General features: G+C 60.9%; 18 protein-coding genes. 4 read left to right on the top strand and 14 right to left on the bottom strand.

Going from position 1 to position 20272, the window contains the following annotated elements; genetic code table 11:
- Positions 1-37 precede the first annotated feature (37 nt).
- From BLP82_RS14415 to argH, 10 genes are all read right to left on the bottom strand, one after another.
- Complete coding sequence (locus BLP82_RS14415; RefSeq protein ID WP_092168947.1) at positions 38-1090, bottom strand: isopenicillin N synthase family dioxygenase; 1053 nt, start codon at positions 1088-1090, stop codon at positions 38-40.
- Positions 1091-1103: 13 nt separating this feature from the next.
- Positions 1104-1955 (bottom strand): sugar phosphate isomerase/epimerase family protein, encoded by an 852-nt coding sequence (locus BLP82_RS14410; protein WP_092168944.1) that lies wholly within the window; start codon positions 1953-1955, stop codon positions 1104-1106.
- 320 nt (positions 1956-2275) lie between these two features.
- Entirely contained in the window at positions 2276-3454 is a 1179-nt protein-coding gene (locus BLP82_RS14405; protein ID WP_092168941.1) for an MFS transporter, read from the bottom strand.
- A 69-nt stretch (positions 3455-3523) separates the two neighbouring features.
- The gene (locus tag BLP82_RS14400; RefSeq protein ID WP_092168938.1) at positions 3524-4873 is read right to left on the bottom strand and encodes an MmgE/PrpD family protein; all 1350 of its coding nucleotides are present in this window, start codon (positions 4871-4873) and stop codon (positions 3524-3526) included.
- Positions 4873-5757, bottom strand: a complete 885-nt coding sequence (locus BLP82_RS14395) for a polysaccharide deacetylase family protein (protein WP_092168935.1) — start codon at positions 5755-5757, stop codon at positions 4873-4875. The genes BLP82_RS14400 and BLP82_RS14395 overlap by 1 nt, the downstream gene beginning before the upstream one ends.
- Positions 5750-6592 carry a polysaccharide deacetylase family protein gene (locus tag BLP82_RS14390; protein WP_092168932.1) on the bottom strand — a complete coding sequence of 281 codons (843 nt, stop codon included), beginning with the start codon at positions 6590-6592 and terminating at the stop codon, positions 5750-5752. Before BLP82_RS14390 ends, BLP82_RS14395 begins: the two co-directional genes overlap by 8 nt.
- Positions 6593-6735: 143 nt before the next feature.
- Complete coding sequence (locus BLP82_RS14385; protein WP_092168929.1) at positions 6736-7560, bottom strand: ABC transporter substrate-binding protein; 825 nt, start codon at positions 7558-7560, stop codon at positions 6736-6738.
- A gap of 39 nt (positions 7561-7599) precedes the next feature.
- On the bottom strand, positions 7600-8364 hold the full coding sequence (locus BLP82_RS14380) for an amino acid ABC transporter ATP-binding protein (protein ID WP_008001408.1): 765 nt from the start codon (positions 8362-8364) through the stop codon (positions 7600-7602).
- Positions 8365-8374: 10 nt separating this feature from the next.
- Positions 8375-9253 carry an amino acid ABC transporter permease gene (locus BLP82_RS14375; protein WP_060742901.1) on the bottom strand — a complete coding sequence of 293 codons (879 nt, stop codon included), beginning with the start codon at positions 9251-9253 and terminating at the stop codon, positions 8375-8377.
- Positions 9254-9326: 73 nt separating this feature from the next.
- Complete coding sequence (gene argH, locus BLP82_RS14370; RefSeq protein ID WP_060742900.1) at positions 9327-10754, bottom strand: argininosuccinate lyase; 1428 nt, start codon at positions 10752-10754, stop codon at positions 9327-9329.
- 295 nt (positions 10755-11049) lie between these two features.
- Between argH and BLP82_RS14365 the strand changes: the two genes are divergently transcribed.
- Positions 11050-12015 carry a LysR family transcriptional regulator gene (locus tag BLP82_RS14365; protein WP_092168926.1) on the top strand — a complete coding sequence of 322 codons (966 nt, stop codon included), beginning with the start codon at positions 11050-11052 and terminating at the stop codon, positions 12013-12015.
- Positions 12016-12387: 372 nt separating this feature from the next.
- On the opposite strand, the gene BLP82_RS14360 is transcribed toward BLP82_RS14365, so the two are convergent.
- The 4 genes from BLP82_RS14360 to BLP82_RS14345 are packed head-to-tail and all read right to left on the bottom strand — an operon-like array spanning position 12388 to position 15580.
- The gene (locus BLP82_RS14360) at positions 12388-13449 is read right to left on the bottom strand and encodes a beta/alpha barrel domain-containing protein (RefSeq protein ID WP_092168923.1); all 1062 of its coding nucleotides are present in this window, start codon (positions 13447-13449) and stop codon (positions 12388-12390) included.
- A gap of 11 nt (positions 13450-13460) precedes the next feature.
- Positions 13461-14390: a DUF6282 family protein gene (locus BLP82_RS14355; protein WP_092168920.1), complete on the bottom strand. Its 930-nt coding sequence runs from the start codon at positions 14388-14390 to the stop codon at positions 13461-13463.
- 30 nt (positions 14391-14420) lie between these two features.
- On the bottom strand, positions 14421-15188 hold the full coding sequence (locus BLP82_RS14350) for an HpcH/HpaI aldolase family protein (protein ID WP_092168917.1): 768 nt from the start codon (positions 15186-15188) through the stop codon (positions 14421-14423).
- Complete coding sequence (locus tag BLP82_RS14345) at positions 15185-15580, bottom strand: cupin domain-containing protein (RefSeq protein WP_092168914.1); 396 nt, start codon at positions 15578-15580, stop codon at positions 15185-15187. The genes BLP82_RS14350 and BLP82_RS14345 overlap by 4 nt, the downstream gene beginning before the upstream one ends.
- A gap of 193 nt (positions 15581-15773) precedes the next feature.
- Between BLP82_RS14345 and BLP82_RS14340 the strand changes: the two genes are divergently transcribed.
- From BLP82_RS14340 to BLP82_RS14330, 3 genes are all read left to right on the top strand, one after another.
- Positions 15774-17204 carry an NAD-dependent succinate-semialdehyde dehydrogenase gene (locus BLP82_RS14340; RefSeq protein WP_092168911.1) on the top strand — a complete coding sequence of 477 codons (1431 nt, stop codon included), beginning with the start codon at positions 15774-15776 and terminating at the stop codon, positions 17202-17204.
- Between the two features lie 29 nt (positions 17205-17233).
- Entirely contained in the window at positions 17234-18823 is a 1590-nt protein-coding gene (locus tag BLP82_RS14335; RefSeq protein WP_092168908.1) for a GMC family oxidoreductase, read from the top strand.
- Between the two features lie 86 nt (positions 18824-18909).
- The gene (locus BLP82_RS14330) at positions 18910-20250 is read left to right on the top strand and encodes an MFS transporter (protein WP_092168905.1); all 1341 of its coding nucleotides are present in this window, start codon (positions 18910-18912) and stop codon (positions 20248-20250) included.
- The last annotated feature ends 22 nt before the right edge of the window (positions 20251-20272 follow it).

The raw sequence follows: 20272 nt of genomic DNA, 5'->3' as shown, positions 1-20272 counted from the left end.
TGAAACAGGGCTGTTTTGGAACAGGTCGAGGGGGGCATCAGGACGCTTCCTGTGCCTGGCTCTTCAAGTGACCGAAGCTCGATGGCTTGCGCGCGCGCTCGTACAGCTTGAGTTCGCCGCGTTCGACCTTGCGGCGCAGGTATTGATAGGTTTGCAACGCTTGGCCAAACATGTGCTCACCGATGGTGATTTCCTCGTAATCCTTACCGCCTTCAAGAAACTGCGGCAGTGGCTTGATTTGCGTATGGAAATCGCACGCATAGAAGAGGGGGAACGAGTAGCGCTCTTCGCTGACGGTTCGCACTCGGTGAGCTGTCGCGACGAATGCACCTGCGGTCATGACCTCCAGCATGTCGCCGATGTTGACCACAAACGTACCGTCCATGGGCGGCGCATCGATCCATTGCCCCTGATCGTTCATCACCTCAAGGCCTGGCTTGTCGGCAAGCAAAATGGTGAAGCATTCGTAGTCGGTATGGGCGCCAATGCCGGGCGCGTCTTGAGCCGCCAGGTCAAATGGGTAGTGGATCAGGCGCAGCTTCGACGGTGGGCGAGTCACCAGTGCCTCGAAATAGTTCTCCTCCAGGCCCAACGCGAGGGCGAAGCCCTTGAACAAGCGACGACCTAACGCAAACACCGCGGCGTAGTAAGCTTCGACGGCGGGGCGGAAACCCGGCAGGTCTGGCCATTCGTTGGCCCCGATCAATGGCGTGCCGGCAATGACCAGCGGATCGTCTTCGCTCACTTCGAAACCGATATCGAAAGCTTCCTTGTGATCGGGTTTGCCTTTGGCATAGACCTCTTCACCTTCAGGCACAAAACCCTTGTGGCTGCGTGAAGTGCCGATGTAATGCTGCATTTTGTATTCAAGCGATTGTGCGAACAGGTCCTTCGCCGCTTGACGCAAGCCGTCGATCAGTGACGACTCGATGCCGTGGTTCTTGATGTACAGGAAACCGACTGCGCGGGCGGCGTTACCCAGTTCTTCGGCCACTGCCTGGCGCTGGGTGAGGTCGTCGCTGTACAGCCCGGCGATATCCACCACCGGAATGCGGCTGAAGTTGGCAGTCGTGGGCGCTTTGTCAGGCATGAGGGAGCACTCCTTATCGGGTTGAGGTGCGGGCGAAACGCCGAAAATGCTCGCGCTCGGTGTTTGCCATCCACACGTTCAGCGACCATAGATCAGCCACCGGCACGTTGGTGAAGGGCAGGTGATGCAGATAACCGTCGGCGCCGAACTCAGGTGTCAGCGTGGTGACCTGATACCCGCGTTTTTCCTGGGATCGCCAGATGGCCTCCCAATGTTGCTGGTGGAAGGCAAGCGTTTGGCTGTACTCGGGAGCGGCGGGGTGGGGAACTTGCGGTCCCTGGTCATAACCGACTCGGGCTTGAATATGGTGAACGCGTTCGACGAAGGCGCTAAGGTCGTCTTCCGGATCGTTGAGCAGGCGCTCGCAGGTGACGACCCAATGACTGATGTCGCTGGTGAAGCGCAGGTCCGGCAGTTGACGAATCAACTCGAGGGTGACCCAGGGGTTGAATAACGAGCGAGCGCGATGTGTTTCAAAGGCGCACACCTGGCCATGCTTGCCCGCGAGGTCCATCGCGCGGCCAAAGAAGTCGACTTGCTGTGCCAGGGGCCAGCGGTCGTTGCCAGCCAGCAGATTGACGAAACGCGGCGCCAACTCAGCCGCCCAGCCGAGTTTCTTGTCGAGGTCCAGAAGGTGTTCGTCGACGGTTGCCGACTGTTCCGGCAGAACGTCGTAGGCGCTGAAGACGGTGCTGATATAGCTGACGTTGTTGATGCGTAGAAAGGCTGCGAACTCGGCACGTTCGCTGGCGGTCATGGGCAGGCGGGCTTCCATGCCATCGAACCCGGCTTCAAGCAACTCATCGAGCGCTTGTGCCTTGCTCGCGGTGTAGCCCCACAACGTGCGGAATATCTCCAGCTTCATCGATCTGCTCCAAAGGTTCCTTTGCATGATTGGCACGGCGACGTTGCGGCGCTAACCGAAACGCACAACGAACGGCAGTGACAATCAGAAAAAGCAATCTTCGGGCCGCATCTCTATGGAAAGGCTCCTTTGTTGCCGTCAATAGTAGGGAGGGGCGGTTGGCGGAAAGAATAGGGAAGCGCAAAAAGATAGTTCAGAGATTTCTAAACTATTGATCACTGGCCGCGGCCCTGATCGTCAGTCATGGATCCGGGGCTCCGGAAGCTGGCGCGTTGATCACGCCGCCGAGCCGTCTCGCAGCAAGGATGCCGTTCCATGAATCACTTCCGCACGATCGCCACCCGACGCCCGCTCATGAAACACAGCAGCCCACCCACCGCAGTCAAGGCGCTCAAGACGTAGAACATCGTCGGTGCCGGGGTTTGTATCAGCAGGTACCCGCAGATCACCGGGCTCAGGGCGCCGCCGAGAGCGGCCAGGTTTTGTGCGCCGTAGTAGCTGCCGCGCAGTTCTTCCGGGGCCAGGGTATCGACGAAGAGAAATTCGGCCGGGTAGATGATCATTTCACCGAGCGTGAAAATGAACATCGCCACGCACCAACTCAGCATGTCGTCCGCCAGGCTGAATCCGATCAGGCCAAGCATGAACAGGCTGGTGCCCGCAGCGATCCAGTAGCGCAGCTTCTCGCGATCGAGGAACCGGCCGATCTGGTATTGCAGCAGGATCACAGTGATGGCGTTGCAGGCGAGCAGGGCGGCCATGATCTCCAGTGCACGCTTGGCGTCGTGGGTGACCAGCAGGTATTGCGACAGATACAGCGTGAAGCGTCCGTGCACCACGGTGCTGAGCAGGCAGCCGCAGGTGAACATGATCAGGGTGCGGTCGTTTTTCAGGGTCTTCAGGGTCTTGAGAAAACTGGGCGGTGGGCCCATGGCCGCTGTCGGCGTTCCATCGCCCGGGATGCCCATCATCAGAAAGGTGCTGGAGAACGCGATGCCCGCGGCGATCAGGAATGGCGCGATCGGGTAGACCCCCGCAATCACCACGCCGAGCATGGGGCCGGTGGCGTAGCCGATGTTGGTCAGGGTGTAGCGCAGGGAAAACGCTTTGGCACGCTGCCCGATGGGCAGGTTTTCGCTGAGGATCGCTTTGGAGCCGATCAGAAACAGGGCCGACGCGGTCTCGGTGATCACCACGGTCAGGGTGGTCAGGTAAAGGTTTTCGGCAAAGGTCAGCAGGACGAAACCCACGGCGCTGGAGAGCATCGCCAGGATCAGCAGCCGGCGCTTTTCCAGGCGATCGATGATGTAGCCGCCGTACAGGGCCAGCAGGGTGGCGATGAACACCGCGATGCCCAGCAGTAAGCCGACATCTTGTTGGTTGAGGCCCAGCTTGTTGCTCAGGAACAGCGTGAGCAAAGGGCTGGTGATGGCGCGGCTGACCACGATGGTCAGCGAAACGATCATCAAGCGCCGAATAACGAGGGAGTAAGTGGCCACGGGGGGCAAATGTCCTTATTCAGATTGTTGGCGTACACCGCGATGACGCCCGAGCCGTCAATACCCTGATCAACCCAGCCACCGTTCCAGCGTACGTATCGATTCCAGGTCTTCCATGCGTCGCAGTTGCTTCAGCAGTTCCGCAGCCCGTTCCTGCGGCATGACCCGCGTCGTCAAACTGAAGAACTTCTCATCCAGGGCCTCATCGGCAAGTGGATTGCCCGGCGCTCCCAAGGGCACTTCCACACACAGGCTTGCCTGCCGGCCGTCCACGGTCCGCAGGGTCACCACAGGCTCGCCATCCTCATCCAGTCGCGGGTCCACTTCAAGCTGGATGCGCGACATGCACTGAATCACCAGCGGATCGTTGCGTTGCCGATCGTCATAAGCGTGCAGTCGGCAATGCCCATGCACCAACCGCGCAGCGAGGGCATACGGCAGGCTCATTTGCGCGGCTGCGAGGTGGGTGACATCCCGGCCGCCGCACATGCCGTGGAGAAAACCGCTCAGCCCGACGTGCAGGTTTTCGACCTGGTCTACGGATACCTTCAACTGCTCCAATAGCTGGCCGAGTGCATCGATGGCCGAATGGGTGCCGCGACAGGAGGCATGGGGTTTGATTGAGCAGCGGGCGAGCTTCCAGTTCACGCCGAGCTCCGCATCCAGCGCTTCGGGTCTTGAAGTCGCTGGGGCAAGAGTGTTCAGAAAACCGCCCCAGACGTCATCGAACAGCTGCGTCGGCCCGCTGATGCCCTGTTGGGAGAACCGCGCAGCCAACAGACCCCCTTCTGCGGCGCGCCCACTGTGCAGTTTCTTGCTGTGCGAGCCATCGTGAATGAAGGCCCACAGGCCACCGCTGAAGCTGCCGGCAATGCCCAGCGCCGCCAGGGTTTGCCGGGTATCCAGACCCAGGATGCGCGCACTGGCGGCGGCTGCGCCGAACACCCCACAGGTCGCGGTGGAGTGCCAACCGGCGCCATTGTGGGCGCTATAGCCGCCGCAGGCTTCGAGCACTCGACGGCCAACCTCATAGCCGATCACGACGGCGCTGATGAATTCACGACCACTCACGGGCCGTGCGCGCAGCGAAACCGCCGCCATCGCCGCTGGCAGCACGACGGCCCCGGAGTGATCGCAACCACCGGTGTCGTCCAGTTCCAGCGCATGGGCGGCGATGCCGTTCAACAGCGCTGCCGGGCCCGCGCAGACCTGCAGATCGGTTCCCCAAACCGGTACCTCTCCTGCTTCACCCGCGAACACCTTGTGTGCCTGTCTGGCGATATCGCTCGCGGCGCCGGCCAACGTTGCGCCGAACGTATCGAGAATGTGCCGCTTGGCTTGGGCTACCAACCCAGGCGATAGATCTTCAAACCGCAGATCGACACAGAATTGCGCCAACCGTTGCAAGCGTTCGCTCATCAGACGTAATCCCGATAGTGGCGCTCGTACACCGATGCGGGATGATCCTCGGCCGCCGGCGCTGCGCTGCTTGCCCACCATTGCGCGACCTCGGCGCCGGTGGCGATCCACACGTCATTGTGCTGTTGAATGCCCTCGATCAGCTCGCGCAACACGCCTATCCGTCCCGGCGTGGCAATGATTTCCGGGTGCAGGCGAAGCACGTAGCACAGGCCAAAACGATGAAACCCGGCGAAATCCATTTGCAGGTTGCCCAGGGTGTGGCTGTAGGAGGCGATCCGTGATTGTGCCGGTGGCACCGCCGGGCTCAAGTTGAAGGCGAAGTAAGGCTCGTCTTCCAGCTCATAATGCAGCGGCACTTCAATGACACCGGGCGCCGTCGGGTGAGCGAATGGCAAGTCATCGCCACGCCATGACGAGGACCAGCGGATGCCTTGGTCCTTCAATGCGCCGATGAATCCCGGCGCACCATTGCCCGCCGGGATTCGAAAGCCGATCGGGCGCTTGCCGGTCAGCCTGGCCAGGGTTTCGCAGCCTTTGGCGACATCGTCGCCCTGGGCGACCAGGTCTAGCGCATCGTAATCTTGATGACGGTAACCGGCGCAGGCGATCTCATGACCGTCGCCCTGGATCGCCTGGATGAGCGCAGGGTTTTCCTCGGCAACGATGCCGGGGACGAACCAACTGCTGCAGACCCCGAGTTCCTTGAACAGGCCGAGCAAGCGTGCCACGCCGCGTTGGGTACCGTAGCGCCACACCGACAAGGTCTTGTCACGCCCGGCAACTTCCGGGGCTTGCGTGAGGATGCCGTGGATGTCGTTGTAATCGACGGTCAGTACCACTGCGCAGCGATAGCCTTCCGGCCAGATGGGGGAATCAGCCATGGCGGTGCTCCTTCAACCAGAAGTGGGCGACGTCGCGGCAGGTGGCGAACCACACGTCATCGCGCCGACGCATGTGTTCGAAAAGCTGTTCCAGCAGCAGGATGCGTCCCGGCTTACCGATGATTTTCGGGTGGAAGAGGGTGGTCAGGCACAACCCTTCGTCCATCGCGCCGTCATATTCGCGGCACCAGTTGTCCAGGGTCAGCGCATAACTGGACGTACGGTCCAACCCGGAAGGAAAGTTCGGCGCGCGGGTGTAGGCGAGGGACGCGTAATCGTCCATTTCCCATCGGCCTGGGATTTCCACCAGCGGCGTATCGAAACCCGTTACGTCCACCAGGTACGGTCGGTCGTCGCCGCGCATGCTGCTGGAATAAGTCACGCCGGCTTCCACCAGCATGGCTGGGGTTTCGGCACGCCAGTCGCCGGACGGCGTGCGAAAGCCTTCTGCGCGGATATTCAAGTGTTTCCAGAACACCTCGCGGGAGATCTGCATCACCTCCTTTTGCCGATCCAGTGTCAGGGCATAAAAGGATTCGTGTTTGTAGCCGTGATAAGCCACTTCATGCCCGCGCTCGACAATCGCCTGGCATTGTTTCGGCCAGTTCTCCACGACCCAGGCGGGAACGAAGAATGTCGTCGGGATCTGGAACTCGTCGAGCACATCGAGCAGGCGCGGCAGTGCCCGGTAAGGGCCATAGCCGCCGAACCCGAAGTACTCGGGTTTGCGCCAGATCGAGCCGTTGAGCATGGCATCACCGGTCGGGCCATCGAGATCGAAGGCCAGGGCCAGGCAAGCCTTGTGCGGCGCGGGCCAGGTAGGTGAAGAGGGCATCGGTAGCGCTCCATCTTTAGTCGTAGACACCAGACCCTTTGTGGCGCGGGGCTCGCTCGCGATGGCGTCGAGTGAGGCAACATTGATGTTGGATCACTCGCAAGCAAGCCCGCTGCCACATCGGAATCAAACGGCCTGTGGGATCACTTCCCGGCGTTGATGGTCACGGTCTTGATCGCCCCCAGTTCCAGGTCCCATTTCTTCAGGATCGCCTGGTAGCTGCCGTCATCGATCATGCTTTGCAGCGCGATCTTCACCGCTTCGCTGAGCTCAGGTTTCTTCTTGCTCACGCCCATGCCGGTGTACTGCTCGGAGATCGGCAGGCCCACGGTCTTGTACATGTCCTTTTCCTGGGTCTTGAGGTAAGGCAGGGTTTCGCTGCCCTGCATGGCTGCATCGATACGGCTCTGGCGCAGTTGCGCCCGGGCATCGGCGGAGCCCTCGGTGCCGACCACGTTGATCGCCGGCTTGCCGGCGGCCTCACAGTTGGCCTTGCTCCACTCGGCGATTTCCTTTGGGAAGGTGGTGCGGCGGCTGGTACCGACTTTCTTGCCGCACAGGTCGAGGATCTCGTTGGTGTCCTTGTTTTTCTGCAAGGTGTAGAACTGCGGACCGCTGGTGAAGTAGTCGATGAAGGTTACGCTGGCCTGGCGTTCGACGGTGTCGGTCATGCCCGACAGCACCATGTCCACGCGGTCTGTGGTCAGGGCGTTGATCATTTGTTCGAAGCCGGTTTCCTGCCATTTGATCTTCACACCCAGGCGCTCGGCCAGGGCATTGCCCAGGTCATAGTCAAAGCCGGTGAGGGTATTGGTGGCCGGGTCCTTGAAATCCATCGGCGGGTAGTTCGGCATGATCGCCACGACGATTTCGCCCTTGGCCTTGATGCTGGCCGGCAATTCGGCCGCGAAGGTGAAGCCCGATGCCATGACGCCTGCGAGTACTGCGGGGATAAAGAAGTTCTTCATGGTCGTTCTCTTATGAGTGTTGTGAGCGTCAACGGACGCTTAGGTTCGAACGGCAGAAATGAAGCTTTGGGTGCGAGGGTTTTGCGGACTTATTAGTATTTCTTCGGGGCTTCCAGCCTCCACGATCTGCCCGCCGTCCATGAACACCATGCGATTGGAAACTTCGCGAGCGAAGCCCAGTTCATGGGTGACGACGATCATGGTCATGCCGGTCTGCGCAAGATCGCGCATCACCGACAGCACCTCACCGACCAGTTCCGGGTCGAGTGCCGAAGTGGGTTCATCGAACAGCATCAGCTTGGGGCGCATGGCCAATGCACGGGCGATGGCCACGCGTTGCTGCTGGCCGCCCGAAAGCTCGATCGGGTAGCTGTTGCGCTTGTCCGCCAGGCCGACACGGGCGAGCAATTCCAGGGCCTCTTCATTCGCCTCTTTGGGGGAGCGCTTGAGCACCTGGCACGGCCCTTCGATGATGTTCTGCAACACGGTCATGTGCGGGAACAGGTTGAACCGTTGAAACACCATGCCGGTGGACAGCCGCTGGCGGGCGATCTGGGTTTCGTTGAGTTCGTGCAGCTTGTTGCCGACGATCCGGTAGCCCACCAGTTCGCCGTCGACCCACAGGCCGCCCTTGTCGATTTTTTCCAACTGGTTGACGCAGCGCAGCAAGGTGCTTTTTCCCGAGCCGGACGGACCGATGATGCATAGCACTTCGCCTTGCTCGACTTCGATGTTGATGTCCTTGAGCGCGTGGAACTGGTCGTAATATTTATTCAGGCTCACGGCCTTGACGATGCTTCTCATGGGGAACTCCTCAGGAACGCTTGCCGGCGCCGCGGGCGAAACGACGCTCCAGGCGGCTCTGACCAAAGGACAGGACGGTGACGGTGGCCAGGTACCAGATGCCGGCGACGATCAGCAGCTCCATCACGCGGGCGTTGGCGTAGTAGATGTTCTGGGCGTTGTAGAGCAGTTCCGAGTATTGGATGACGCTCGCCAGCGAGGTCATCTTCACCATGCCGATGAACTCGTTGCCGACCGGCGGAATAATGATCCGCATGGCCTGGGGCAGGATGATCCGGCGCAGCGCTTGCAGGCGTGGCATGCCGATGGATTTGGCAGCCTCATATTGCCCGGTGTCCACCGAGAGCAGGCCGGCGCGCACCACTTCGGCGGTGTAGGCACCCTGGTTGATGCTCAAGCCCAGCAGGGCCGCCGCGAACGGGGTCATCAGGCTCACGGTGTCCATTTCGAACAGGCCGGGAATGCCGATGGTGGGGAAGATCAGCGCCAGGTTGAACCACAGGAGCAGTTGCAGGATCAGCGGCGTGCCGCGAAACAGCCAGGTATAGGTCACGGCCACATAGCGCAGGATCGGGTTGGCCGACATGCGCATGATCGCAGTGATCACGCCGAACACGATGCCCAGCGCCATGGCCAATACGGCCATGACGATGGTGTTGAGCAAGCCCCACATGATCGCCTCGGAGGTCAGGAACTGGCCGATGTACGACCATTCGATCTTGCCTTCGGCGAAGGCGCGCACCAGGCCAACAAGGGCGATAACGATCAGCGTGGCGAAGAAGATCCGCCCGTAGTAGCGCCGGGGCACATGATCGTACTGGGTAATGTCGAACTGGTTTTCCGCCAGCTTGCGCTCCGCCTGGAGTCGTTCTGCCTGTGTCTGGCTCATGTTGTTTCTCCGTACTCGGTTGCGGCGCTATCGCTGTGGAAGCAAGCTCGCTCCCACAGGTTCGGTGTGTTGCTCAGAGGCGGAAGCCCTGATAGTCCTCGGTCCATTGCTGCTGGGTGGCGAGGGCGGTTTTCAAGCGTCCGATCTGTTCGCGTACCTGTTGTGGCGCGGTCCCGCCCCAGCCATTGCGCGCAGCGATGGCGGCTTCGAGGGTCAGGCTTTCGCGTACCTCTGGGGTGAGGCGCGGATCGATTTCCGCCAGCAGAGCGGGGGAGGCCTCCCACAGTTCGATGTCGTGTTTCTCGCACGCCTGGACCAACGCACCGGTGATTTCGTGAGCTTCCTTGAACGGCACGCCGCGCACCGCCAGCCAATCGGCAACTTCGGTGGCGAGGGTGAAGCCCAGCGGTGCCTGGCGGCGTAACTCCTCGACGTTGACTTTCATGGTCGCCACCATGCCCGCCATGGCGGGCAGCACCAGGAGCAGCGTGTCGACGCTGTCGAGCACGCCGTTCTTGTCTTCGCTCAAGTCACGGTTGTAGGACAGCGGCAGGGATTTAAGCGTGGAGAGCAGGCCGGTCAGGTTGCCGATCAGGCGGCCGGCCTTGCCTCGCGCCAGTTCGGCGATGTCCGGGTTCTTCTTCTGCGGCATGATCGAGCTGCCGGTGGCGTAGGCATCGTCCAGTGCGACCCAGCGAAATTGCCGTGACGACCACAGGCAGAACTCTTCGGCAAGGCGCGAGATATTGATGCCGAGCATGCTGGCGATGAACAGAAACTCGGCGACGTGATCGCGGCTGGCCACGGCGTCGATGGAGTTTTCGCAAACGCCGCTGTAGCCCATTTCCTTTGCCGATTGCTGAGGCAGGCGCGCGATCGCCGAGCCCGCCATGGCCGCCGCACCGAGTGGCGACAGCGACGTGCGCGCGTCCCAGTCCACCAACCGCTGTACGTCGCGTAGCATCGACTGGGCGTGGGCCAGCAGGTGGTGAGCGAACACGATCGGTTGCGCCTGCTGCAGATGGGTGAAGCCGGGGCAGATGCTTTCGATGTGTTGCTCGGCCTGTTCCACCAGCGCCTGCTGCAGGCCCAACACTTCAACGGCCACGGTGCGTACGTGGTCACGCAGGAACAGCCGCAGGTCATTGGCGGTCTGGTCGTTGCGCGAACGGCCGGCCCGCAGCTTGCCACCCAGGGCGCCAAGCCGTTCGGTCAGCAGGCGCTCGATGAACGTGTGGACGTCTTCATCATCCAGGGTCGGGGCGATGCTGCCGGCGCGATAATCCGCGCCGATGCGTTCCAGGGCGTCGAGCATGGTCTGGGTTTCTTGCTCGGTCAGCAGTCCGGCGCGCTGCAGTTCCCGGGCATGGGCCTTGGAGCCGGCGAGGTCGTACGGGGTGAGCCGGAAATAGCGCTCAGGGCAACGGGACAGGGCCGCCAAGGCTTCGGAAGGGCCGCATTTGAAGCGAGCACCCCAGAGTCGGTCGGTGGTTTGAGACATTGTTGTTTTCCTCGTCGGTTACGCGAACTGAAACGGGTACTCCAGGCCACGGCGTCGCTACGAAAGTCAGCGAGCGAAGTCAGGCCAGAGCAGTTTTCAAGAGGGCAGTTGCATCGGTGCGAGAGCTGATCGAACTGTCAGCTTTTGATGTTTCGCGACCAGCGTTTTGGCGCTGATGTTCGGAATTTATTGTCGGTTGCCAAGCTTGGTTTTCTGTGTTCATTATTATTGGGCCAGCTTGTTTTTGTTGTTGGGCACAGGTTGTTGAATAGAGCGCCAGAGGTAAATAAGCATTATGGAAACCCCACTTTCCAATTCCGGAAACCCGCCGCCAAGAACCCCGCAAAGGGCACCATTGGCCCTCAGCGGGCTGGACTTCAAATTGCTCAAAGTGTTCAAGGCCGTGGTCGAGGCGGGAGGCTTTAGTGCCGCACAAAATGAGCTGAATGTGGGGCTTGCGGCCATCAGCAAACAGATTTCCGACTTGGAAATCCGCATCGGGATGCGCCTTTGCACGCGCGGGCGCGAGGGCTTTCACCTGACGGAAGAAGGGCGCCTGGTGTATCAGGCGTCGATAGACTTATTTGCCTCGGTCGACAACTTTCGTGATCGCCTTAGTTCCGCGCAAAACGAACTTGTTGGTGATCTTGGTGTGGGGGTTATTGATAATACTATTTCGGATTATAATTCCCCGTTAGTTGCTGCGCTCAGGCAAATGAATGAACAGTCGCCCAAGGTCCGGTTTCAACTTCAGGCTTCGCAACTCGATGAAGTCGAAAGAGGTGTCGTCGAAGGACGGTTGGTGGCGGGGATCGTACCGATTTATCAAAAGCGCGAAGAGTTCGATTACTACGAACTCTATGAAGAACGTTCGCAGGTCTATTGCGCACTCGGCCACCCGCTGTTCTCCATGGCGGACGCGGACATGGGGGAACATGTGCTCAAGGAGTATGAGTGCGTCAACCATCGCTACGCGATTCATCGCGACAAACTGAAATTTGCACACTATGACCGCTTCTCCGCCTCGGCCACCCAGGTGGAAGCCGTGGCGTTGCTGATCAAGACGGGGCGTTTCCTCGGGTTCCTGCCCCAGCATTACGCCGCATCGATGGTGGCGCGGGGAGAGTTGCGCGCAGTGCGTCCGGACCTGATCAACATCGTCACGCCGTTCAGTCTGATACTGCGTCACAACACTGTGCGCAGTCCCTTGGTCAAGGCCTTTGCCCAGGCATTAGGGGTGGATCTGAAGGCGCCGGTTTGATGTTTATGGGGTAGTCATCCACGAGCCTTGGTGGCAACCGCAGTGATAGGGCAAGTTGCACCATCAAACCGTTGGCGCTGTTCTCGTTCAAACACCGCTGCCTGTTCCGGCGTGTTCCGTAAGGGCAACAAACGCGAACTTTTCAACTTTTGCGACCTGAGCACTTTTATCCAAACATCCCATAGAATGGGTGTCGGCAGCTTGTTCCTGGATCACGGCCCTAGGCCTGTGAGGCCGAGGACGGTGAAGATCCCAAAAAAGCGATTTCCGGCGGTAATGCTGCTCCGCTTTAGTGAGCAGCATTACCCTACAGGGGCCCTTTTTACGGCAACATGAATCGCCAGCTTTCAGTGATCTCCCGGCCAAGCCGCTTCAGTCTGGAGACCCTGGGCACTCCGGGGCGAAGTGTTTCCACCAGTCGGGACGGTCAGCCTGTTGCTGATAGGTCTGCACCTGATCGGCCGCACTGCCCAGCAGTTGCTCCACGCTCAGGCCGCGCCGGCTGACATAGTCGTCCAGTTCCTGCACGGCGCGTGAGAGGACCGGGTAACCGCCGGCGAATACCGCCGATGTCATTTCAGTGGCGCAGGCACCCGCCAGTAGAAAACGCGCGACATCCAGACCGTTACGGGCACCGTTGGTGGCGATCAGCGGGTAGCTGTCGCCCATGGCCTTGCGGGTCATCATCAGCCAGCGTGCGGTCAGTGGCAGCGCCCAACCACCACCGATTGCTGCACTGGTCCCAAGCATTGGCAGGCCGCTGTCCAGATCCGGTAGAAACCCCATGAAGCGGCCCATCATCACCACGCTGTCCGCGCCCCCCCGACGTGCCGCTTGAGCCAGGCCGACCACGTCCTCGCTCTGCCCGGTCAGCTTGATCCACAAGGGCAGGGTGGTGGCCTTGCGAATGCGCGACACAATCGCCTCGATTCGCGCCGCTCCCCGTTCCAGTACGATGGCGCCCTTGGCCGCTTCTTCGCCGTGAGGTGCGCCGATGTTCAGCTCCAGTACGCGAAGACCGGCCTGTTCGATCTGCCGGGCGTACTCGGCGCATTGCTCAAGGTCACTGAGGATCAGGCTTGGAATGACATAGGCGTCTTGCCGTCGGGCTTCGATGTCCAACGCCGCCAGTTCATCGAGCCATTCGCCGAACTCGCGCTGAACCAGGCCGGATCGACCGAACAGGCTGGCATCGGCTGGTGGCGAGAAGTCCCACGGCAAACGGTTCCAGTTCGAGTCCAGCAGCACGTAGTCGGTCTTGTCCAGTTGCTGTTTGGCGGCCTGGGATTCGTTGGTGGATTTGGCCACTACCGCGCCAACTCCGGTGGCCAGGGCGGCACGAATGGCCTCGCGGGTCATGGTCTGTTCACCGGCGCCGCAGATGACCGGGTTTTTCAGCGTCAGCTGCCCGATGGGTGTAGTGAGTCGCGTCATGGTCGTTCCACTCACAGGTTCATCAGGCGGGAGGCGTTGCCGGAGGTCATTTTGCGAATGTCCTCGTCGCTGTAGCCCAGGTCCAGCAGTTGGCCGATCACGTTGCGAAAGCCTTCGGCAATGCTCGGGTTGCCCTGTTGGCCGAGGTCGGAGCCGAGGATGGTCAGGTCGACCGTGCCGGCTTCGATGACTTGTCGCAGGAATTGATCATCGTAGAATTTGAACTTCGAACCGGGCACCCACATGCACATCGAGTGCTCCATGAACACACCTTCCCTGGCCAGTTGACGCATGTCATCAAGGGTCGCGTCGACCACGTAGGTCGGATGGTTGACCAGCAAGCGCTTGACCCCGCGGTTGCGAGCTTCTTCGAACAGCGGCCAGATTTCCCGGATGTTCAGGTGACCGGCGGAAAGCACGATGTCTTCGGCGGCGATCAGGTCCAGGATCGCTTTGACTTCTTCTTTCAGATGGCCGTCGTCATCAAGTACGGTCAGCGGAATCGGCTGCAGCATGCGCTGGGTGGTCTGCGGGAATTTCTCGGTGAACTTGGCGTCCTGATGATGGTGTGCGATGTGGTTGGCCGAAGAAAAAGTCGGCATCCAGACCAGTTTCGCTCCCAGCTTCAAACCATGTTCGACCGCATGTACGTTCAGGCCGCCAACCGCGTTGTTCAACGGCACGCCGGAAAGCATGTGCACGTCAAGCTCGCTGAAATGCTTGTTCAGCAAGGTCGTGACCGGTGTGCAACTGTAGTAGTGATCCTTGAGCAGCACAGCCTTGAGCCCGGCTTCGCTGGCTTCACGCATGGCCTCGAGGTGATCGCAGTAGCGGGGCATCACGGACGGGCCGCTGTGGCAGTGCAGATCGATGGCGCCGCGCATCAGGCTGTCGATGTGGGCCTGGCGGTCCTCGATGTTGGGTTTGACGATGGCGTTCATGACATTACCTCTTGTTGTTTTGGATAGGGTTCAGCGAACCAGGCCGTGAAAGTGCCGGACCTGTTGCGTCCAGCCGGTACGCAGCACCGCCTGATCCGCACCCAGAATGAAAAAGCGCACGCCCATGGCATGGAAGCGCGCCAGGTCGTCGCTGTTGGAGACAAAAATGCCGGCCGTCTTGCCGGCCTGTTGTGCCGCGTCGATCACCCGGCTGACAGCGGACTCCACGCGCGGGTCATCCAGCGTGCTGACGCCCAGCGACACGCTCAAATCCGCACGGCCCACCAGCAGACAGTCGATCTGATCGACGTTGGCTATGGCCGCGAGGTTGTCCAGCGCTTCACGGTCTTCGATTTGCGCGATGATCCCGTGGCGACCATCTTCGGCGACCATGTGTTCTGCCAGATTCGCACGGCCATAGCCGCCTGCTCTTGGCGAGTTGGAGAAGCCGCGAGTGCCGCTGCGGTAGCGGGTGGCCTGCAAGACCTGCCTGGCTTGGGCGGCATGGACGATATGCGGCAGCACCAGGCCATCGGCCCCCAGATCCAGCGCTTGCAGGAGGGTCGTGGCGCGATCGTCGGCCACGCGTACCAAGCCTGCGACATGGCTGGCGCGGCAGGCCAGTAACCCACGATCGAGACTGCCCTGGTCGAAGGGCGCATGTTCGGCATCCAGCACCACCGCGTCCAGGCCGCAGTCACCGGCGATCTCGACCACGGCATGGCTCGGCGTCTTGATGAAGGTGCTGACCAGCGCTTCACCGCCGCGCAGCCTGGTCGCGAAATCCGTGCGGCTCATGACCGCTGGTGCCCGGCACCCGCAAATTCGGCCGCCTGGTATTCGATCAAGTGGCGGTAGTCATCGCGAATCGGCGAGAACACATCCAGATTCATCACCACCTCATCGCCCACAGGTTCTGCGTAATGCACCACGTGGGGCGGGATGCGGATCATGCTGCCCGGGCCACCTTCCACGACGTCGTCGCCGAGATGAAAGCGCACCCGACCCTGCACGATGATGACGAGCTGCTCGAAGGTGTGGCTGTGGGGAAACACGTCCATCCCCGGCGTCAGCCAGTTCATGACACAGAGCGTGTCGTCCCCGCGGAACGCGACACGCTCCACGCCTTTGCGAACCGTCTCGCGTGGCAGGTCATTCCAGTTGTGAAGCAATGCGTTGGCTAGGCTCATCGGTGACTCCTTTGTTTCTTTTGTAAGAATTGTATTTCTCTGTAAGACAAAGCTAACGCCCGGTCAAATAGACGGTCAAGTGACTTTTTTTGGCTTGACACCTGTTCTTCGGGAAATCTAGGATGACGTCATTCAGAGAAATAGTGTTTCTCTCAATGAAATAAACCGTGATTAATTCTGAGGGGCCCGTGATATGCGAGTTATTGAATCCCTGCTCATTGATGGCCAGTGGTCCACCGGCGCTCATGAGCGTCAGGCGGATGTGTTCAACCCCGCCACCGGTGAGGTCATCGCGAAGCTGAGCCTGGCTTCGACGGTCGATCTGGACCGAGCACTGGCCGCCGCGCAACGTGGGTTCCAGGCCTGGCGCAAGACGTCTGCCTATGATCGTTCGAAGATTCTGCGTCGAGCTGCCGATCTGGTGCGTCAGCGTTCGGACGAGATCGCGGCGTTGATCACGCTGGAGCAGGGCAAGCCGCTGGCAGAGGCCAAGCTTGAAGCGTTCGGCGCTGGCGATCACATCGACTGGTACGCCGAGGAAGGGCGTCGCGCCTATGGACGTGTGATTCCGCCCCGTGCCCGTGGTGTGCGGCAGACCGTCCTGCGCGAACCAGTGGGCCCGGTCGCGGCGTTCAGTCCTTGGAACTTCCCGGTGAGCCAATTGGTGCGCAAGATCGCCGGAGCACTCGCTGCGGGCTGCTCGATCATTGCCAAAGGGCCGGAAGAAACGCCGTCATCGTGCATCGAATTGTGTCGGGCGTTTCAGGATGCTGGTGTGCCGAATGGCGTTCTGAACCTGGTGTTCGGCGTGCCTGCCGAAGTCTCCGATTACCTGATCCGCTCCGAGGTCATTCGCAAGGTGTCGTTCACCGGCTCTGTGCCGGTTGGCCGTGCACTGGGCGCGCTGGCCGGGCAGTACCTCAAACGCTGCACCCTGGAGCTGGGCGGGCATGCGCCGTTCATCGTCTGTGACGATGTGGACGTCAAGGCCGTGGCGGCGCTGGGAGCCGGCCTGAAGTTTCGCAACGGCGGGCAAATCTGCGCGTCGCCGACGCGTTTCTACGTGCAGTCGTCGATCTACGAGCCGTTCGTTGACGCATTCTGCCAGGCCGGTGCAGCGATCAAGATGGGTGATGGTCATGACACTTCGACCCAACTGGGACCATTGGCCAATCCGCGTCGGGTAAGCGCGGTACAGGAATATGTCGATGACGCACTGGCTGTCGGTGCGCAGTTGATGTTGGGCGGCAAACCGGCACAAGGCGCCGGCTTTTTCTACCCGGCCACGGTGTTGACCGATGTTCCGGACAACGCCCGGGTGATGAACGAGGAACCGTTCGGGCCCATCGCTTCGATCGTTCGCTTCGACACCGTCGAAGAGGTGATCGAGAAAGCCAACGGCCTGTCGTTCGGGTTGGCCGCCTTTGCTTTCACCCGCTCCATCCAGCGCGCCACCTTGCTGGCCGACGAGCTGGAATCGGGCATGGTGTCCATCAACCACTTTGGCCTGGCAGCACCGGAAACACCGTTTGGTGGCGTTAAGGACAGCGGCTACGGCAGCGAAGGCGGAAGCGAAGGGCTGGACGCCTACTTCACCACTAAATTCGTCAGCCAGATCGGCTGAGAAGACGCCACACAACGAGAACAACAACAATGAAAACCTTCGATTACATCGTGGTCGGGGCCGGCTCGGCCGGCTGTGCGTTGAGCGCACGGCTGGCACAGGCGGGCAAGCAGGTGCTGCTGCTCGAAGCAGGTCCTGCCGACAATCATCCCTACATCCACATTCCCGGCACCTTCATTCGCATTCACGGTTCGCAGCGGACCTGGATGTACCGCACCGAGCCTGAGCCTTTCGTCAATCAGCGTCGTATCTACATCCCCCAGGGACGCACCCTGGGAGGCGGGAGCTCGGTCAACGCCATGATCTACATTCGTGGCCAGGCCGAGGACTACGACGAGTGGCAAGCCAGCGGCTGTCCTGGCTGGGGCTGGCAGGACGTCTTGCCGGTGTTCCGCCGCTGTGAGTCCAATGCTCGCCTGGGTGGCGAGCTGCATGGCCAGGACGGCCCGTTGAAGGTCAGCGACCCGGATCACCGGCATGCCTTGAGTCGCGCGTTCGTCCAGGCAGCGGTGCAGGCCGGCGTGCCCGAGACCGATGATTTCAACGGTTCGAAGCAGGAAGGTGCAGGTTTCTACCAGACCACGACCTCACAAGGACGTCGTGCCAGTTCCGCCGTCACGTACCTCAAGCCGATGCGACGCGATCCCCATCTCACCGTCATGACCGATACCCATGTGACAGGGCTGCTGTTCGATGGCAGCCGTGTCACGGGCGTGCAGGCGCTGGGTCGTGGCGGCGCGGCGACACAATTTACGGCACGGGCCGAGGTCATTGTCAGCGCCGGTGCGGTCGCTTCGCCCAAGTTGCTGATGCTGTCGGGTATCGGTCCGAAAAGCCATCTTCAAGCGATGGGCATCGCCACCCGGGTGCATTCTCCGGGGGTGGGCGAGAACTTCCAGGATCACCTCAGTGCCTCGGTCTACGCCCAGACCCGCGAGCCAGTCAGTTTGCTGGGCCATGATCGAGGCCTGCGTGCCGTGGGCCATGGGTTGAAGTACCTGGCCAATCGCTCGGGACTGCTGAGTTCCAACGTGGTCGAGAGCGGTGCGTTCGTCGATGCCACCGGCTGTGGCCGCCCCGACGTGCAGTTTCACGTGGTGCCGGCGTTGGTCGGCGACATCGATCGTTTGCCGCCCGGCGGCCACGGCATCTCCATCAACCCCTGTGCGTTGCGACCACGTTCCCGAGGCCAATTGCGCCTCAAGAGCGCAGACCCGATGCAGGAAGTGGCGCTGAAGGCCAATTACCTGAGCGATGAACACGATCTGCGCACCATGGTCGCTGGTGTCAGGTTTGCCCGTCGTATTCTGCGCGCGCCGGCGCTGGCCAGTGTGGTGGAAAACATGCTGCTGCTCCCCAACCACGACGACATTCCCGATCATGTGCTGGAGGACTATGTGCGCAGCGTGGCCAAGACGGTTTTCCATCCCGCAGGCACCTGCCGAATGGGTACCGACGCCGATGCCGTGGTCGGCCCGGACCTGAAAGTGCACGGTGTGCAGGGGCTGCGTGTGGCTGACGCTTCGATCATGCCGACGATCGTCAGTGGCAATACCAACGCGCCCAGTATCATGATCGGCGAACGTTGTGCCGATTTCATCCTGGGGAGCGCTGCCTGATTGCCTGAACGTCGGATGTCTTGAAAAAAACCGGTTTTTCGGAACCGGTTTCTCTTCGCATACACAACAATTACAAGAGTACAGCGATGAACCTTATCTCTCGTAACACCTTTAACAATGAACAGGACAGCCTCCTCTGGAATCGCATCGCCTGGCGCCTGCTGCCGTTCCTTTTCGTGCTGTACATCATTGCCTTCCTCGATCGGGTGAACGTGGGGTTCGCCAAGCTGCAGATGGCGGCCGACGTCGGCCTCAGCGACATGGCCTACGGGTTTGGCGCCGGGGTGTTTTTCCTCGGCTATTGCCTGTGTGAAATCCCCAGCAACCTGATGCTGCAACGGGTCGGGGCGCGGTACTGGATCACCCGGATCATGATCACCTGGGGGCTCCTGTCGATGTCGATGATGTTCGTCCAGACACCGACGTCGTTCTACATCCTGCGTTTCCTGCTGGGCATGGCGGAGGCGGGGTTCTACCCCGGCGTCGTCCTGTACATGACGTACTGGTTCCCGTCCTACGCTCGCTCACAGGGCATGGCCTGGTTCAACCTGGGGATCGCCATGGCGGGCGTGTTGGGCAGTCCTTTGTCCGGCTGGATCATGCAGACCTTCGCTGGGGTCCATGGGCTCGCGGGCTGGCAATGGCTGTTCCTGCTCGAAGGCATGCCTGCCGTGCTGCTGGGGATTGTGGTGTTCTTCTACCTGGATGACCGCCCTGGCAACGTTCACTGGCTGACCCCGGCGCAGAATGCGCGTGTCGTGCAGCATCTGGCCGAGCAACGACAGGAGCATGAGGCGGCAGGGGCGGGGCACAACTTTCGTGCGGCATTCGTCAGCAAGGGGCTGTGGTGCCTGATCTATGTGAACTTCGCCTTGTTGTGCGGTACCTACGGCGTGTCGTTCTGGCTACCGCAGATCGTGCAGAGCCTGGGGGTCAAGAGCCTGTTTCACACTGGCTTGATCGCGGCGATTCCGTTCGCCGTGGCGTCGGTGGTCATGGTGCTGGTCAGCCGTCATTCGGATAGAACCCGTGAGCGCCGCTGGCACGGCACGCTGTGCAACCTCGCCTCGGCACTGGGTCTGGCGATTGCTGCGTTCTTTCACGATCAGCCGGTACTGTCGTTGGCCGGTCTGAGCCTGGCGATGTCCGGCGGCCTGGCAGGCTTCTGTGTGCTGTGGGCCTTGCCTGGCGTGCTGCTGACCGGTACGGCCGCGGCTGCGGGCATTGCGCTGATTGCCACCGTGGGCAACCTGGGTGGTTATGCCAGTCCGTTCATGATGGGCTGGATCAAGCAAAGCAGCGGGCATCTGGAGTATGGCCTGTACGTGTTGGCAGTCATGACCTTGATCGGCGCCTGGGTGATGTCGAGGGTCAAGCCGACCAGCGCGCAAACCGTGGTGGCCATGCCGCAACCCTCTGCTATTTGATATCGCAGAACAACACAAGCGT

This window comes from Pseudomonas sp. NFACC37-1 (assembly GCF_900101575.1).
Taxonomy (GTDB): Bacteria; Pseudomonadota; Gammaproteobacteria; order Pseudomonadales; family Pseudomonadaceae; genus Aquipseudomonas; species Aquipseudomonas fluorescens_AA.
This window is presented reverse-complemented; position numbering and strand designations above follow the sequence as displayed.

Excerpts from the sequence above, each read along its gene's own strand:
- BLP82_RS14415 (WP_092168947.1), bottom strand. The coding sequence starts at position 1,090 with ATGCCTGACAAAGCGCCCACGACTGCCAACTTCAGCCGCATTCCGGTG.
- BLP82_RS14410 (WP_092168944.1), bottom strand. The coding sequence starts at position 1,955 with ATGAAGCTGGAGATATTCCGCACGTTGTGGGGCTACACCGCGAGCAAG.
- BLP82_RS14400 (WP_092168938.1), bottom strand. The coding sequence starts at position 4,873 with ATGAGCGAACGCTTGCAACGGTTGGCGCAATTCTGTGTCGATCTGCGG.
- BLP82_RS14395 (WP_092168935.1), bottom strand. The coding sequence starts at position 5,757 with ATGGCTGATTCCCCCATCTGGCCGGAAGGCTATCGCTGCGCAGTGGTA.
- BLP82_RS14390 (WP_092168932.1), bottom strand. The coding sequence starts at position 6,592 with ATGCCCTCTTCACCTACCTGGCCCGCGCCGCACAAGGCTTGCCTGGCC.
- BLP82_RS14385 (WP_092168929.1), bottom strand. The coding sequence starts at position 7,560 with ATGAAGAACTTCTTTATCCCCGCAGTACTCGCAGGCGTCATGGCATCG.
- BLP82_RS14380 (WP_008001408.1), bottom strand. The coding sequence starts at position 8,364 with ATGAGAAGCATCGTCAAGGCCGTGAGCCTGAATAAATATTACGACCAG.
- BLP82_RS14375 (WP_060742901.1), bottom strand. The coding sequence starts at position 9,253 with ATGAGCCAGACACAGGCAGAACGACTCCAGGCGGAGCGCAAGCTGGCG.
- argH (WP_060742900.1), bottom strand. The coding sequence starts at position 10,754 with ATGTCTCAAACCACCGACCGACTCTGGGGTGCTCGCTTCAAATGCGGC.
- BLP82_RS14365 (WP_092168926.1), top strand. The coding sequence starts at position 11,050 with ATGGAAACCCCACTTTCCAATTCCGGAAACCCGCCGCCAAGAACCCCG.
- BLP82_RS14360 (WP_092168923.1), bottom strand. The coding sequence starts at position 13,449 with ATGACGCGACTCACTACACCCATCGGGCAGCTGACGCTGAAAAACCCG.
- BLP82_RS14355 (WP_092168920.1), bottom strand. The coding sequence starts at position 14,390 with ATGAACGCCATCGTCAAACCCAACATCGAGGACCGCCAGGCCCACATC.
- BLP82_RS14350 (WP_092168917.1), bottom strand. The coding sequence starts at position 15,188 with ATGAGCCGCACGGATTTCGCGACCAGGCTGCGCGGCGGTGAAGCGCTG.
- BLP82_RS14345 (WP_092168914.1), bottom strand. The coding sequence starts at position 15,580 with ATGAGCCTAGCCAACGCATTGCTTCACAACTGGAATGACCTGCCACGC.
- BLP82_RS14340 (WP_092168911.1), top strand. The coding sequence starts at position 15,774 with ATGCGAGTTATTGAATCCCTGCTCATTGATGGCCAGTGGTCCACCGGC.
- BLP82_RS14335 (WP_092168908.1), top strand. The coding sequence starts at position 17,234 with ATGAAAACCTTCGATTACATCGTGGTCGGGGCCGGCTCGGCCGGCTGT.
- BLP82_RS14330 (WP_092168905.1), top strand. The coding sequence starts at position 18,910 with ATGAACCTTATCTCTCGTAACACCTTTAACAATGAACAGGACAGCCTC.